Origin of the sequence: Micromonospora sp. NPDC051543 (assembly GCF_044454415.1) — a bacterium.
Lineage (GTDB): Bacteria > Actinomycetota > Actinomycetes > Mycobacteriales > Micromonosporaceae > Micromonospora.
Map to the genome: position 1 here is coordinate 145,684 of NZ_JBITDT010000013.1, position 14,854 is coordinate 160,537.

Sequence of the window (14,854 nt, forward strand, 5' to 3'; positions counted from 1 at the left end):
GCCGGCACGGCGGACCCCGACCGAGCCACGGTCAGACCGTGATGCGACCGGCGCCGGCGCCGCCGGTCACGATGGACTTGACGTTGCTCGCGGTGTCCAGTTGGTACGAGTACGGGATGCTGGCGACGCTGCCACCGGTCTGGCCGGCGGGCGAGTTGACGAAGTGGTTGTTCCGGGCGACCAGCCGGCCCGGTCCGGAGTCGGCCTCGCCGAGGTGGTACGTGTCGGGGACGTTCTCGAAGTAGTTGCCCTCGACGAGCACGCCCGCGTTCTCGGTGGAGGCCACGCCGTAGCCGGTGTTGGCCCGGTAGTAGTTGTTGTAGACGTGCACCGGGTTGCCGAAGCGCACCCGGGGGTTGCGCTGCTTGCTGCCGTCGAACCAGTTGTGGTGGTAGGTGACCCGCAGGTGCCCGGTGTCCTGGGCGCCGTTGTCGTCGCTGTGCCCGAGCAGCATCGTCTTGTCGTGGTTGAAGACGCGGTTCCACGACACCGTCACGAAGTCCGAGCCGCGCTTGATGTCGACCGCGCCGTCGTACCCGTTGCTGAAGGTGTTGTGGTCGATCCAGATGTTGGTGGCCGACTCCTGCACGTTGATCGCGTCGTCGTTCCAGTCCCGGAAGGTCAGGTTCCGGATGATGACGTTGCGGTCACCGCTGACGTTGAGCCCGCAGCCGACGATCGTCGCGCCGGAGTTGCCGAGGATGGTCTTGTTGGACCGCACCCGGAGCATGCCCGAGCAGGAGATGGTGCCGGACACCCGGATCACCGCCGACCCGGTCGCGTTCAGCGCGCTGGTGAGCGCCGAGGCGTTCGTGACGGTGGTCGCCGGTGCGCCGCCACCGCCGGTGGTGCCGCCGTTCTGGGTGGCCCAGCCGACCAGGCCGGTCGGCGGGGGGACGCTCGGCGGCGGATCGCTGGGGATCGGCGGCGTGGTGGGCGGGTTGGTCGGCGTGCCCGGGTTGGTCGGTGGGACGGTGCTCGGTGTGGTGGTGCCGCCGGTGCAGGCCACGTTGTTCAGGGTGAAGCTGGTCGGCACCGGGTTGCTGGAGCTGTTCCAACTCGCGTTGAAGCCGAACGAGGCGCTGCCGTTGGTGGCCAGGTTGCCGTTGTAGTCGACGTTGGCGGCGGAGACCTGGCTGCCGCTCTGCGTGACGGTGGCCCCCCACGCCTGGCTGACCTGCTGGCCGGCCCCGTACGACCAGCGCAGCGTCCACCCGGAGACCGGGTCGCCGAGGTTGGTGACCGTGACGTTGCCGGTGAAGCCGCCCGGCCACTGGCTGGCGACGGAGTAGGCGACCTGACAGCCGGCTGCCGCCTGGGCCGACACGGCCGTCAGGAGACCGCCGGTGACCAGCGCGGCGGTCGCGGCGGCGGTGGTGGCGAGCAGCGTCGTACGACGCTGTGCTGTGCGCATGCTGCTTCCCTTCGATGAGGCGGACACACCGTCGCGACGCCCATGCCCGTGGGCGGCGAGGTGGGCCGGGATCTCAGGTCCCGGGGTCCGCCGGTGCGGTTCGGTGCGGAGAGCGGCTCCCGCGCTCGCGCCGGCCGCCACGGAGGCAAGCGCTTTCCCGATGGAAACATAGAAGCATCTGGATGTAAATGCTCCGTGCGGCCGGGGCGCGGTCGCCCCCACGTCGCCGCACGTGAGCTGGCGCGCCCCTGGCCCGAGGTGGCCGACGCCCTCGGCGTGGGCGTCGACCACCTCGGTTGCTCAACAGCTCGCGCCGTTGAGCTTCACGGTCGCCGGGGCGCTGGCCGTACCGTTGGCGGTGAAGCCCACGGTGACCGAGGCGCCCGCCGCCAGAGACGGCGCGTGGCTGGGCGCGGCGGCCGTGACCGTCGTACCGGACTGGGTGACGGTGGCGTTCCACCCGCTGCCCAGCGTCACGCCGGACGGCCAGGTCCAGGTGGCCGACCACGGATTCACCGCGGCAGTGCCGGTGTTCTTCACGGTCAACTCACCCTGGAAGCCGCCCTGCCAGGCGTTGACCTGCCGGTAGGTGGCCGTGCAGGCGCCGGGAGGCGCGCTCGTCGGCCCGCCGGTCGGCCCGCCCGTGGGCCCGCCGGTCGGCCCGCCGGTGGGTCCGCCGCCGCTCGGGGCGATCAGGTACGGCTGCAGGATCGCCTGCTTGGTGGTGTTGATGTTGGTCCAGTCGTCCAGCGCGATGCCGCCGGTGTCACCCGAGTTCGGGTTCCACGACCAGTAGGTGAACGACATCCCGGTCACGCCGGTGCCGGTGTACGCCATCAGCTTCTCCAGCCACACCCGGTCCTTCGGGTCGGCCAGGGTGCTGCCGAACTCACCCATCATGATCGGGGCGATGTTCTGCTTGTAGAGGTAACCGAAGTACTTGTCCCAGATCGCCGGCATGTTCGCCGGGTAGTCCGGGGCGTCGAACCAGGTCTGCCGGTACACCGACGTCGCGTACTCGTGCGGCGAGTAGACCAACCGGTTCGCCACGTTCAGCCGTACCGGGTACTGACCGGCCTTCGACAGGTTGCCACCCCACCAGCCGCAGTCCTCGTCGTTGCTCGGGTCGTTGTCCCACACGTTGGAGAGACCACCGCTCGGGCAGCTCACCCCCTCCACGAAGATCAACCAGTTGGGCTGCACACCGAGAATGGCGTTACCGGCCCGCTCCGCGGCGAGCCGCCAGTCCCGCGCCGTGTCGCCGCAACCCCAGCACGCGCCGGTGGCCGCCGGGTTCGTACCCTCGGCGTGCGGCTCGTTGTGCAGGTCCGCGCCGATCACCGTCGGGTTGGCCGCGTACCGCTGGGCCAGCATCTTCCAGTCGTTGATCCAGGTCGCCTCGGAGACCGTCGAGGTGTACCACAGCGGCGACTGCCCCGCCGACGTCGGCCGGTGCCGGTCCAGGATGATCCGCATCCCCTTGCTGCCGGCGTAGGCGATCACCTTGTCCAGGATCTGCAACGGCGACAGCCCCACCAGGTCCGGATTGACGAAGTCGTTGATCCCGGTGGCGGTCGCGCCCGCCTTCAGCGCGTCGTTCGAGTACGGCACCCGCAACGTGTTGTAGCCCAGCCGGGCCATCGTGTCGAGCTGACCCCGCCACGGATTGCTCGACCAGAGCCCGTGGAAGGTCTTGTTGTCGGTCTCCATGCCGAACCAGTTGATGCCGGTCAACCGGACCGTGGCCCCGGTGCTGTCCACGATCTGGCTACCGTTCGTGTGCAGATAACCGGTGCCGGTACCGGCGGCGGAAGCCGGGGTGGTGCTGACGGTGGCGGCGAGGAACACGCCGGCCGCAGCGGTGGCGAGCGCGGTCAGCGCGCTGCCGAGAGCTTTCGTACGGGTCATTCGAGCTCCACTTCGGACGCACGACGCCGTCCATCGACGACGCCGGCAGGCGGCCGTGCGCACATCACGGCCCCTTGGGGGTACGCGGACAGTGCGCGACGGCCCATGTCACGCGGACGGGAAACTCGCGGCAGCTCACCGGCCGATCCTCGACGGCGATGCTCGCCGTCGGCGCCCTCGGCCCGGTGGCCCTACCTGACTCCGTCGCCCATTCTCATCAGCGCACCTCAATGCGTCAACTGCCCACCCCAGTCCCGCCCCCGTCCCGCCTTCGCGCCGCCGCCGCGACGCCCGGGGGCGGCAAGATCGTGCTCGATCCTGGATGTAGTGGTGTCACGGCGACGCGCTCCAAGATCGTCACAACTTCGGGGAAGTTGCTGCTTCCGGCGCGTCCGAGGCAGCAACTTCGGGGATGTTGTGAGGATCTTTGCGGGGCGTGGCGGGCTAGCTCCGTGACACGCGCGAGCCCCCGGTCCCTTTCGGGGGACCGGGGGCTCGTGGCTTGCGTCAGGTCAGCCGGCCTGCTCGGCGAGCTGGAGGAACTGCCGCTTGGAGGCGAGGGCCTGCTCGGCCTCCTTGATGCGCCGGGCGTCCCCGGCGCTCTGCGCCCGGGACAGCCGCTCCTCGGCCTCCGCCACCTGGGCCCGCATCTGGGCGAGCAGCGGGTTGTCCTCCTTGGTGGTACGTCGCCACGCGGAGTCCATCACCTCGCGGACCTTGTCGTCGATGACGCGCAACCGGCGCTCCAGGCCGGCGGCGGCCTCGCGGGGCACCCGGCCGGCCTCGTGCCACTGCGCCTGGATCTCGCGCAGCTTGGCCTGGGCGCCCTTGGGGTCGGCGTCGATGTCCAGGGCCTCGGCCTCGGCCAGCAGGGCCTGCTTACGCTCCAGGTTGCCGCGCTGCTCGTTGTCCCGTGCCGAGAAGACCTCGCTGCGCCGGCTGAAGAAGGCGTCCTGCGCGGCCCGGAATCGCTCCCAGAGCTTCTGCTCGGCCTCCTTGGAGGCGCGGGGCGCGGCCTTCCACTGGGTCATCAGCTCCTTGAGCTGGTTGGCCGTGGCGGCCCACTCGGTGGAGTCCTTGATCTTCTCGGCCTCGGCGACCAGCTCTTCCTTGACGGTCTGCGCCTGCTTGCGCTGTGAGTCCAGGGAGGCGAAGTGGGCGCCGCGGCGTCGGGTGAAGCCGTCCCGGGCGGCGGCGAAACGCTTCCACAGCTCGCCGTCGGCCTTCTTGTCGACCCCGCGAATGGTCTTCCACTCGTCGAGGATCTCCTTGAGCCGGTCACCGGCCGTCTTCCAACCGGTCGACTCGGCGGCGAGCTTCTCGGCCTCCTCGACCAGGGCGGTCTTGCGGGCCAGGGCCTCACCGCGGGCGGCGTCCCGGGCGGCGCGCGCCTCGGTGGCCTTCTCCTCGGCGAGGGTCGCCAGTTTGTCCAGTCGGGCGGTCAGGGCGTCGATGTCGCCGACCACGTGGGCCTCCGGCAGCGTGGCGCGGATCCGCCGGATCGTGCTCAACGAGTGCCCGGCGTCCGCCGCGCCCGAGTTGAGCCGCGCTTCGGTCAGGTCCACCTCGGTGACCAGGTCGGCGAAGCGGCGCGCGAAGTGCGCGAGCCCTTCCTCCGGCGCTCCTGCCTGCCAGGATCCGACCACCCGCTCGCCCTCGGCGGTCTTGACGTAAACGGTGCCGTCCGCGTCCACCCGTCCGAAGGCAGTCCAGTCGCTCATGTGCCCATCCTCGTTCTCCCGGCGTCGAGGGACCCGTCCCCCGTCGCCGCCACGGCGCAGCCAAGTTACTTCCGGCATTGTCACAGGTCCGACCCGGTCCGCGTCGAGCGCCTATCGCCGACCGTGACCATACGGTGTCCTAGGGCCTGATTGACCGGATCGCGGCGGAGACGCACCGGGGATTCCCGCTACGGTGAGCGGGTGCCACTGGTCGCCGCCGCCGTCTGCCCACATCCGCCCCTGCTCGTGCCCGAAGTGGCCGGTGCCGCCGCCAGCGAACTGGACGACCTGCGGTCGGCCTGTGATCTCGCCGTCGGCCGGCTGCTGGCGACCGGCCCGGACGTGGTGGTGCTGCTCGGCGTCGGCCCGGTGACCGGCCCGGTCCAACCCCCGGCCACCGGCTCGCTCCAGCCGTGGGGCGTCGACTTGGACGTGCCCCTGGTCCCCGGTCAGCCGGACCGGGGTGCCGTGCTGCCGCTGAGCCTGACCATCGGCGCGTGGCTGCTGTCCCGGCACGTCCCGACGACGACCGCGACGCGGGTGACGGCCGGGCCTCAGACGGCAGCGCAGGTGAGCGCCGTGCAGGTGGCCGCCGACGCCGGGCTGGTCGAGGTGGCCGCGCTCGGCGCCCAGGTCGCCGCCGCCGGTGACCGGGTGGCGCTGCTGGTGCTCGGTGACGGGTCGGCCTGCCGGGGTCAGCAGGCCCCCGGGTACGACGACCAGCGTGCTCTGCCGTACGACAAGGGGGTCGCCACGGCCCTGGCCGAGGCGGACCTGGACGCCCTCAGCGACCTGGACCCCGGTCTGTCGGCGCAGTTGAAGGTCGCCGGCCGGGCGGCGTGGCAGGTGCTCGCCGACGCGGCCCGGGCCAGCGGCGGCGGGTGGCGCGGCGAGTTGCTGCACGAGTCGGCGCCGTACGGTGTGGCCTACTTCGTGGCGTCCTGGGAGCGGATGTGACAGTCGTCGCGGTGGTGGGGCCGACGGCGGCGGGCAAGTCGGCGCTGAGCATCGCGCTCGCGCACGCCCTCGACGGTGAGGTGGTCAACGCCGACTCGATGCAGCTCTACCGGGGCATGGACATCGGCACCGCGAAGCTGACCACCGACGAGCGGGACGGCGTGCCGCACCACCTGCTCGACATCTGGGAGGTGACCGAGCCGGCCAGCGTCGCCGAGTACCAGCGGCTGGCCCGCGCGGCCGTGGACGACATCCTGTCCCGGGGGCGGGTGCCGCTGCTGGTGGGCGGCTCGGGGCTGTACGTGCGGGCGGTGCTCGAACGCTTCGAGTTCCCGGGCACCGACGCGGCGCTGCGGGAACGGCTGGAACGGGAGTTGGCCGACTTCGGGCCGGCGCCGCTGTACGCCCGGCTGCGCGCCGTCGACCCGGTGGCCGCCGAGAGCATCCTGCCGGGTAACGGCCGGCGGATCGTCCGGGCGTTGGAGGTGATCGAGCTGACCGGCGCGCCGTTCGCCGCGTCGCTGCCGCAGCCCACCCCGTACTACCCGTCGGTGCAGCTCGGCGTCGACCTCGACACCGGGCTGCTCGACGAGCGGATCGCGCTGCGGGTGGACCGGATGTGGGCCGACGGGCTGGTCGACGAGACCCGCGAGCTGGTCGGCCGGGGTCTGGCCGAGGGGCGGACGGCGAGCCGGGCGCTCGGCTACCAGCAGGTGCTCCGCGCGCTCGACGGGGAGCTGACCGAGGAGCAGGCGCACGACGAGACGGTCCGGGCCACCCGGCGGTTCGTCCGCCGGCAGCGGTCCTGGTTCCGGCGTGACCCTCGCATCCAGTGGCTCGACTCGGCCGCGCCGGACCTGATCGAGGCCGCCGTGCGTCTGGTGCCGGCCGCTGCGCGATGATGGGGTCGTGGAGTTCACCAAGGGCCACGGCACCGGCAACGACTTCGTCCTCCTGCCCGACCCGGACGGTCAGCTCGACCTGACCCCGGAGCTGGTCGCGGCGCTCTGCGACCGGCGGCGCGGCATCGGCGCGGACGGCGTACTGCGGGTGGTCCGCGCGGCCAAGCATCCCGACGGCGCCGGCCAGGCCGGCGAGGCCGAGTGGTTCATGGACTACTGGAACGCGGACGGCTCGTTCGCCGAGATGTGCGGCAACGGCGCCCGGGTCTTCGTGCGCTACCTGCTCGACAGCGGGCTCGCCACGCCCGCCGGCGCGGCGTTGCCGGTGGCCACCCGCGCCGGCGTCGTGCGTGCGCTGGTCGAGGGCGGCGCGGTCTCCGTCGAGATGCGCAGACCCCGGATGTACGACGAGTCGACCGCCACCCTGGGCGGTCTGACCCTGTCCGGCACGGTCGTGGACGTCGGCAACCCGCATCTGGTGTGTGTCCTGCCGAGCGGCGTGGAGTTGTCCGCGCTGGACCTGACCGTCGCGCCCGGGTTCGACCCGGCGGTGTTCCCGGCCGGCGTCAACGTCGAGTTCATCGTGCCGGGCGACCCGGTCGGCGACACCGACGGGCACAGCCTCATGCGGGTGTACGAGCGCGGCAGCGCCGAGACCCTGTCCTGCGGCACCGGCGCCTGCGCGGTGGCGGCCGTGGCCCTGCGCGACGCCGGCCGGGACACCGGTGTGGTGGCCGTGGACGTCCCGGGCGGACGCGTCACGGTCACGGTCACCCCGGACTCCTGCTGGCTCTCCGGTCCCGCCGTTCTGGTGGCCACCGGCGAGGTCGACCTCTCCGCTCTGCCCGCTGACGCTCGGCGCTGACGCCGCTCGCTGAGGCCGGGGCACCCTGCTGAAGGGCTTCCGCTCACCTGCCGTCGGCTGTTGTTGCTCCTTTGCTCTGCTTCACTCCAGGCAACACCCCGTGTCCGGTTATCGGACGCCAGGGTGTTGCCTCGGTTGAAGCAGAGCAAAGGGCGCGAGGCGATCGGGGTCGCCCCCGAGCTTCCCTCGCTCTCGACGCGGCAATGCGCCGGGCCCTCGGTCAGGGGGTGGCGCTGGCGGTTGCGGCGATCTCGGGGAGGTCCGCCGGGCCGGGGTCGGCGGCCGGGAGGGGGCTCGGGTTGTGCGCGGCGGCGCGGACGGCGGCGGCGACCGCAGGGGCCACCCGGGAGTCGAAGACGCTCGGCACGATCACCGTCGGGTTGATCTTTTCCTCACCGACGACGTCGGCGATGGCCCGGGCCGCCGCGATCGCCATCTCCTCGGTGAACTCTTCGGCGTGCGCGTCCAGCATCCCGCGGAACACGCCCGGGAACGCGAGCACGTTGTTGATCTGGTTCGGCTGGTCCGAGCGGCCGGTGGCGACCACGGCGGCGTGCTTGCGGGCCTCCCGCGGGTCGACCTCCGGGTCGGGGTTGGCCAGCGCGAAGACGATCGCGTCCTTCGCCATGCCGGCGATGTCGTCGCCGGTGAGCAGGTTCGGTGCGCTGACCCCGATGAACACGTCCGCGCCCCGGATCGCCCCGGGCAGGTCGCCCGAGTAGTTCTCCTTGTTGGTGTTCTCCGCCAGCCACTGCCAGGCCGGGTTGAGGTCGGTCAGGCCGCGGTGCAGGGCGCCCTGGCGGTCGTACGCGATGATGTCGCCGACGCCCTGACGCAGCAGCAGCTTCATGATCGCGGTGCCGGCCGCGCCCGCGCCGGAGACGACCACCCGGACGTCCGAGAGCTGCTTGCCCACGACGCGCAGCGCGTTGGTCAGCGCGGCCAGCACGCAGATCGCGGTGCCGTGCTGGTCGTCGTGGAAGACCGGGATGTCCAGCGCCTCGCGCAGCCGGGCCTCGATCTCGAAGCAGCGCGGCGCGGCGATGTCCTCCAGGTTGATCCCGCCGTACGCGGGCGCGATCGCCTTGACGATCTGCACGATCTCGTCGGTGTCCTGGGTGTCCAGCACCACCGGCCAGGCGTCGACCCCGCCGAAGCGCTTGAACAGCGCGGCCTTGCCCTCCATCACCGGCAGCGAGGCGGCGGGACCCAGGTTGCCCAGGCCGAGCACGGCCGAGCCGTCGCTGACCACCGCGACGGTGTTGCGCTTGATGGTGAGCCGCCGGGCGTCCGCCGGGTTCTCGGCGATCGCCATGCAGACCCGGGCCACCCCCGGGGTGTACGCGCGGGACAGCTCGTCACGGTTGCGCAGCGCGACCTTCGAGGTCACCTCGATCTTGCCGCCGAGGTGCAGGAGGAACGTCCGGTCCGACACCTTGCGCACGTCCACGCCGTCCAGCGTCCGGAGCGCGTCGACCACCTGGTCGGCGTGCTTGGCGTCGGCGGTGTCGCAGGTCAGGTCGACGATCACGTGGGTCGGGTCCGAGTCCACCACGTCCAGCGCGGTGACGATCGCCCCGGCTTCGCCGACGGAGGTGGTGAGCCGACCGATCGAGGATGCGTCCGCGGTCACGGCGATCCGGATGGTGATCGAAAATCCGGCGCTCGGCAGTCGGGTGATGGCCACGGGATCCCTCCGTCACGGCTGTGCGGCCGGTCGGCCGCCGCCTGAGCATTTCTACCGGGTTGTGGAGGTCGACTGGTATTCGCCCCCGCTTTTGGCGACCTCCAGCACGGGCATATAGCAGGTGCGCTGGGCGTTGTGACGTGTCAGGATTACGTTCTACTTATCAAAACGGACAGGAGAACCGCTTGCGAGACCAGGAGAACTTCGTCCCTGTCGAGGACGAGTTCGACGATGTCACCACCGGCGAGCTGGACCTGTCGGAGCGGCAGTCTCTCCGGCGCGTCCCAGGCCTCTCCACCGAGCTCAGCGACGTCACCGAGGTGGAATACCGCCAGCTGCGGCTGGAGCGGGTGGTCCTGGTGGGCGTCTGGACCGAGGGCACGGTGACCGACGCCGAGAATTCCCTGACCGAGCTGGCCGCGCTCGCCGAGACGGCGGGTTCGCAGGTGCTCGAAGGGCTGATCCAGCGTCGTACGCGACCCGACCCGGCCACCTACATCGGTCGCGGCAAGGTCGACGATCTCGGTGCGGTGGTGCTCTCCACCGGCGCCGACACGGTCATCTGCGACGGCGAGTTGTCCCCGTCGCAGCTGCGCAACCTGGAGCAGCGCACCAAGGTCAAGGTCGTCGACCGGACGGCGCTGATCCTCGACATCTTCGCCCAGCACGCCAAGAGCAAGGAAGGTAAGGCGCAGGTCGAGCTGGCCCAGCTCGAATACCTGCTGCCCCGGCTGCGCGGTTGGGGTGAGACGCTGTCCCGCCAGACCGGTGGTTCCGGTCGCGGCGGCGGCGCCGGCGGCGGTGTGGGTGTCCGTGGTCCCGGTGAGACCAAGCTGGAGACCGACCGGCGGCGCATCCGCCACCGCATCTCCCGGCTGCGTCGCGAGATCAAGAGCATGAAGACGGTACGCGTCACCAAGCGCGCCCGTCGTACCCGCAACTCGGTGCCCGCCGTGGCCATCGCCGGCTACACCAACGCCGGCAAGTCCAGCCTGCTCAACCGGCTGACCGGCGCGGGCGTCCTGGTGGAGAACGCGCTGTTCGCCACGCTGGACCCGACGACCCGCAAGGCCACCGCCTCGGACGGGCGGCTCTACACGCTCTCCGACACGGTGGGCTTCGTACGGCACCTGCCGCACCAGATCGTCGAGGCGTTCCGCTCGACGCTGGAGGAGGTCGCGGAGGCCGATCTGGTGGTGCACGTCGTCGACGGCACCCACCCGGATCCGGAGGAGCAGGTGCGGGCGGTGCACGAGGTGCTCGCCGAGGTGGGCGCGGACCGGCTCCCCGAGTTGCTGGTGGTCAACAAGACCGACGCCGCCGACGAGGACACGCTGCTGCGGCTCAAGCGCCTCTGGCCGGACGCGATCTTCGTCTCGGCGCACTCCGGTCGGGGCATCGACGGGTTGCGCGCGGCGATCGAGGAGCGGCTCCCGCAGCCCGCCGTGGAGGTGCGGGCCGTCCTGCCGTACGACCGTGGCGACCTCGTGTCCCGGGTGCACCGTTCGGGCGAGGTGCTCAGCACGTCGCACCTGGCGGAAGGCACTCTGCTGCACGTCCGGGTCAGCGCAGCGCTCGCCGCCGAGCTGGCGCCGTACGACGTGGCGCGCGAGGGCGAGGCCGTCGGCAGCCGGCCCTGAGCGGCCCCGGCGTCATCCATCGGAAACGCGCGGCATGCGACACTGGCCGAATGCGCCGCGTTGTTTCCTCGGTCACGGTTGCCCTCGGCCTGTTCGGGGCAACCGTGGCGCCGGCCGGAGTCGCCGTAGCCGCTCCCGCTTCCGTGTCATCCCAGCCGCTCGCCGCGGTCGCCGGCAAGAAGCGCTGTACGGTCACCGACGAGCGTCTGCGGGAGCTGTCCGGCCTGGTGGCGACCAAGAGCGGTTACATTGTCATCAACGACGGCACCGAGGTCGACTCGCGTAAGCGGATCTTCTTCCTCGACAGCAAGTGCAAGGTCGTCAAGGAGCCGGTCCGCTACTCGGGTGCGGGGCCGTTCGACACCGAGGATCTCGCCGTCTCGCCGAAGGGCGACACCCTGTGGATCGGTGACATCGGCGACAACGCCACCAGCAAGGAGCGGCGGACGCGGATCGCGGTCTGGACGATGCCGATCGCCGGCAACAAGCAGCCGGTACTGCACCGGCTCTCCTACCCGGAGAACAAGCCCCGTGACGCGGAGGCGCTGTTGGTGGGGGCCGACGGCCTGCCATTGATCATCACGAAGGTGGCGAACGGCAACTCGGAGATCTTCACCCCGGCGGCGAAGCTGAAGAGCGGTGACACCCCGCCGGTGCCGATGAAGAAGGTCGGCGAGATCAAGCTGCCGAAGACCACCACCGAGAATCCGCTGAGCGTCTACGGGCGGCTCGCGATCACCGGCGCCGCCCGATCGCCGGACGGCACCCGCATCGTCGTCCGCACCTACGCGGACGCCTTCGAGTACGACGTCACGGGCGACAACATCGTCGGAGCGCTCACCACCGGCAAGCCACGGGTGACACCCCTGGCCGATCCGTTCGGCGAGGCCATCTCCTACACCCCGGACGGCAAGTCCTTCGTCACGGTCTCCGACGCTGGTCAGTTCGCCGCCGACGAGCCGGTCGACATCCTGAGCTACACGCCGTCCACCAGCGCGGCGGAGCCGTTGGCGGCGACCGCGGGCGACAAGCCGGCGGCCAAGAAGTCGTGGATGGACGGGCTCAGCTTCACCGACATCACCTATCTCGTGGGCGCGGTCGGCGTACTCGGTGTGCTGCTCGTCGGCGCCGGCATCGTCGGCATCGTGCGCGCCCGCCGTCGGCCGCCCGCCGCCGACGGTTCGACGGACGACGCCGATGACGGCGCTGGCACGCCCGGGGCCGACCGTGCGCCGCCGGGCGGCGGCCGTCCCAACGCCGGCGTGTACGGCGGCGGCGCGGCAGCCAGCGGCGGGGTCTACGGCGGCTCCGGCCGGGGTGGTCCCGCTCCCGCTGGCGGTGCCGTCTACGGCGGGGGAGGCGAACGCCCCAGCGGCGCGGGCGGCGGCGGTGCACGTCCGGCAGGCCCGGCAGGAGGCGGCGGCTACGGCGCTGCCCGGCCCGGTGGGGGTGGCGGCGCTCCGGCCGGCGGCGGTGTGTACGGCGGCGGCCGTGCCGGCGGTCCCGGAGGGGGCCGGCCCGGTGGTGGCGGTGGCCGGCCGGGCGGCGGCGTGTACGGCGGCGGTGGCCAGCCCGGCGGCGGTCAGCCTGGCGGTGGCCAGCCCGGCGGCGGTCAGCCTGGCGGTGGCCAGCCCGGCGGTGGTCGGGCCGGCGGCGGTCGGGCCGGCGGCGGTCGGGCCGAGCCGCCGCGGCGCGGTGGGCAGGAGCCGGACTATCGGGGTCAGCGGCCCGGTCGCCGGCGTGAGGATGACGCGCCGGTCGACCCGTACGGGCAGTATCCCGGCGGCGGTCGTGGCCCTCGGGGCGACCGCTACTGACGCGAACGGCATCACCTGGGCCGCAGCGCGACGGCCCTGCCCGGATCACCCGGTCAGCAGGGCGTGAACGGTCGAGCGACGCGGGTGAGCGCCGACGGCACCCACCCGCGTGTCGGTCAGATCCGGCGGAGTACCGCCACGACCCGGCCCATGATGGTGGCGTCGTCACCGGCGATCGGGTCGAAGGCCGGGTTCTGCGGCATCAACCAGACATGCCCGTCGCGGCGACGGTAGGTCTTGACGGTGGCCTCGCCGTCGAGCATGGCGGCCACGATCTCACCCGAGTCGGCGGTCGGCTGCTGCCGCACGACGACCCAGTCGCCGTCGCAGATCGCCGCGTCGAGCATCGAGTCGCCCTTGACCTGGAGCATGAACACCTCGCCCTCGCCCACCAGTTCGCGGGGGAGGGGGAAGATGTCCTCCACGGCCTGCTCGGCGAGGATCGGCCCACCGGCGGCGATCCGGCCGAGCATCGGCACGTACGCCGGGGTGGGCCGTTGGGCGCGCGACAACTCGTCGTCGATGGCTTCGCTGGGCGCGCGGACGTCCACGGCGCGCGGCCGGTTGGGGTCGCGTCGCAGGAAGCCCTTCTTTTCCAGCTCCTTGAGCTGGTAAGCGACGCTCGACGGTGACACCAGGCCGACCGCCTCGCCGATCTCCCGGACGCTCGGCGGGTAGCCGTGCCGCTCCACCCAGGTGCGGATGAACTCCAGGATGCGGCGCTGGCGGGCGGTCAGGTCGACCGTCGCCGGGTCGGGGAAGGCGCTGACCACCGGCGTGACCGGGCGCACGGCGGGCTGACCCGTCCGGCTGCGCGCGGCGGTGCGGCGTCGGGTGGCCGGCGGGCCCGCCTCGGTAATCTGCTGCGGGCTCTTCGGCCGGCTGGCCCGGTCCTCGGTCACGTCCGTCCTCCCTGGTCGGCGCTGGGTGCCTCGTCGGCTCGTGGTGCGTGCGGTTGTTCCTGACCGTATAGGTGAGATCGGTCATTTTCAAACATCTGTACGACCTCCCACCGGCGTGTCGGGGTGAAAAACCGCTCTCCTCGTACGGATGTTCTGATAAATGGTACGTCGGGTAGCACGAGTGTTCGATTGGCGGCCGATTCCGGTCGCGCTGGGGGTGGGTGGCCGGTAACCCGGGCGGGGTGTCGGCGTTGGTCTCGCGGGGGATGGACGACGGCGGTGGTCCGTGACGCGCCGGACACGCCGGTCAACTTGACCCGGGTTCGTCGGCGACATACCGTCGACCCCTAGATGTAGTAGTGACACGGGCGTAAGTTGCCCACAGATTGGGTCTGACTACCGACCGCACTCCCGTAGGGTCGACCACGGCGGGCGCCATGAGCGCATGGCACCGTTGCGGCGGCCTGTGCCCGGGTGTGTCCGGTAGGACGCGATTGATCATGATTAGGGGGTCCGCGATGCGGTGTCCGTACTGCCGGCACGCCGACTCCCGGGTGGTCGACTCGCGGGAGGCCGACGACGGTCAGCTCATCCGGCGGCGGCGTTCCTGCCCGGAGTGCGGCAAGCGGTTCACCACGGTCGAGGAGGCGGTCCTCGCGGTCGTCAAGCGCAGCGGGGTGACCGAGCCGTTCAGCCGCACGAAGATCATCGGCGGGGTGCGCAAGGCGTGCCAGGGTCGGCCGGTGGACGACGACTCACTCGCGCTGCTCGCGCAGCGGGTGGAGGAGACCGTCCGGGCCAAGGGGGCCGCCGAGATCCCCAGCCACGACGTGGGCCTGGCGATCCTGGGTCCGCTACGCGACCTGGACGAGATCGCCTACCTGCGGTTCGCCAGCGTCTACCGCTCCTTCGACTCGCTCGCCGACTTCGAGCGCGAGATCGAGACGTTGCGGGCTGCGGCGCTGGCCCGCGAGCAGGGTCGGGCCGACGCGGTCGAGGCCGCCGGCCGTACCAACTGAGACTTCACTGTTTTCCGAGAGA

The 14,854-nt window shown here is 71.6% G+C and carries 11 protein-coding genes; 6 read left to right on the forward strand and 5 right to left on the reverse strand.

From position 1 onward, the window contains the following. Positions 1–31: 31 nt before the first annotated feature. The 3 genes from ACIA3K_RS23975 to ACIA3K_RS23985 all read right to left on the reverse strand — a co-directional run bounded on the left by ACIA3K_RS23975 (position 32) and on the right by ACIA3K_RS23985 (position 5,043). Positions 32–1,414: a cellulose binding domain-containing protein gene (locus ACIA3K_RS23975; protein ID WP_396803876.1), complete on the reverse strand. Its 1,383-nt coding sequence runs from the start codon at positions 1,412–1,414 to the stop codon at positions 32–34. Positions 1,415–1,714: 300 nt separating this feature from the next. Further along, positions 1,715–3,322: a cellulase family glycosylhydrolase gene (locus ACIA3K_RS23980; RefSeq protein WP_396803877.1), complete on the reverse strand. Its 1,608-nt coding sequence runs from the start codon at positions 3,320–3,322 to the stop codon at positions 1,715–1,717. 512 nt (positions 3,323–3,834) lie between these two features. Then, a complete protein-coding gene (locus ACIA3K_RS23985) occupies positions 3,835–5,043 on the reverse strand; it encodes a DUF349 domain-containing protein (RefSeq protein ID WP_396803879.1) in 1,209 nt (402 codons plus the stop codon). Positions 5,044–5,244: 201 nt separating this feature from the next. Here ACIA3K_RS23985 and ACIA3K_RS23990 point away from each other — a divergent pair, with 201 nt between their 5' ends. Genes ACIA3K_RS23990 through dapF form a run of 3 tightly spaced genes read left to right on the forward strand, consistent with a single transcriptional unit; the run spans position 5,245 to position 7,767 of the window. Then, the gene (locus ACIA3K_RS23990) at positions 5,245–6,000 is read left to right on the forward strand and encodes a hypothetical protein (RefSeq protein WP_396803880.1); all 756 of its coding nucleotides are present in this window, start codon (positions 5,245–5,247) and stop codon (positions 5,998–6,000) included. Beyond that, positions 5,925–6,902: a tRNA (adenosine(37)-N6)-dimethylallyltransferase MiaA gene (gene miaA / locus ACIA3K_RS23995; protein WP_396803882.1), complete on the forward strand. Its 978-nt coding sequence runs from the start codon at positions 5,925–5,927 to the stop codon at positions 6,900–6,902. The genes ACIA3K_RS23990 and miaA overlap by 76 nt, the downstream gene beginning before the upstream one ends. Positions 6,903–6,909: 7 nt before the next feature. Further along, positions 6,910–7,767: a diaminopimelate epimerase gene (dapF, locus tag ACIA3K_RS24000; RefSeq protein ID WP_396803884.1), complete on the forward strand. Its 858-nt coding sequence runs from the start codon at positions 6,910–6,912 to the stop codon at positions 7,765–7,767. A 220-nt stretch (positions 7,768–7,987) separates the two neighbouring features. On the opposite strand, the gene ACIA3K_RS24005 is transcribed toward dapF, so the two are convergent. Further along, the gene (locus tag ACIA3K_RS24005) at positions 7,988–9,454 is read right to left on the reverse strand and encodes an NAD-dependent malic enzyme (protein ID WP_357393627.1); all 1,467 of its coding nucleotides are present in this window, start codon (positions 9,452–9,454) and stop codon (positions 7,988–7,990) included. A 185-nt stretch (positions 9,455–9,639) separates the two neighbouring features. On the opposite strand from ACIA3K_RS24005, the gene hflX reads away from it, so the two are divergent. Both hflX and ACIA3K_RS24015 read left to right on the forward strand, forming a co-directional pair. Next, positions 9,640–11,094, forward strand: a complete 1,455-nt coding sequence (gene hflX, locus ACIA3K_RS24010) for a GTPase HflX (RefSeq protein WP_396803885.1) — start codon at positions 9,640–9,642, stop codon at positions 11,092–11,094. Positions 11,095–11,144: 50 nt separating this feature from the next. Beyond that, positions 11,145–12,911, forward strand: a complete 1,767-nt coding sequence (locus ACIA3K_RS24015; RefSeq protein ID WP_396803887.1) for a hypothetical protein — start codon at positions 11,145–11,147, stop codon at positions 12,909–12,911. Positions 12,912–13,027: 116 nt separating this feature from the next. On the opposite strand, the gene lexA is transcribed toward ACIA3K_RS24015, so the two are convergent. Then, positions 13,028–13,813 carry a transcriptional repressor LexA gene (lexA, locus tag ACIA3K_RS24020; RefSeq protein ID WP_355053253.1) on the reverse strand — a complete coding sequence of 262 codons (786 nt, stop codon included), beginning with the start codon at positions 13,811–13,813 and terminating at the stop codon, positions 13,028–13,030. Positions 13,814–14,331: 518 nt separating this feature from the next. Between lexA and nrdR the strand changes: the two genes are divergently transcribed. Continuing rightward, on the forward strand, positions 14,332–14,832 hold the full coding sequence (nrdR, locus tag ACIA3K_RS24025; protein ID WP_396803888.1) for a transcriptional regulator NrdR: 501 nt from the start codon (positions 14,332–14,334) through the stop codon (positions 14,830–14,832). Positions 14,833–14,854: the final 22 nt, after the last annotated feature.

Bases quoted from the DNA above. Each gene is read 5' to 3' on its own strand.
- ACIA3K_RS23975 (WP_396803876.1), bottom strand. From the start codon at position 1,414: ATGCGCACAGCACAGCGTCGTACGACGCTGCTCGCCACCACCGCCGCC.
- ACIA3K_RS23980 (WP_396803877.1), bottom strand. From the start codon at position 3,322: ATGACCCGTACGAAAGCTCTCGGCAGCGCGCTGACCGCGCTCGCCACC.
- ACIA3K_RS23985 (WP_396803879.1), bottom strand. From the start codon at position 5,043: ATGAGCGACTGGACTGCCTTCGGACGGGTGGACGCGGACGGCACCGTT.
- ACIA3K_RS24015 (WP_396803887.1), top strand. From the start codon at position 11,145: ATGCGCCGCGTTGTTTCCTCGGTCACGGTTGCCCTCGGCCTGTTCGGG.
- nrdR (WP_396803888.1), top strand. From the start codon at position 14,332: ATGCGGTGTCCGTACTGCCGGCACGCCGACTCCCGGGTGGTCGACTCG.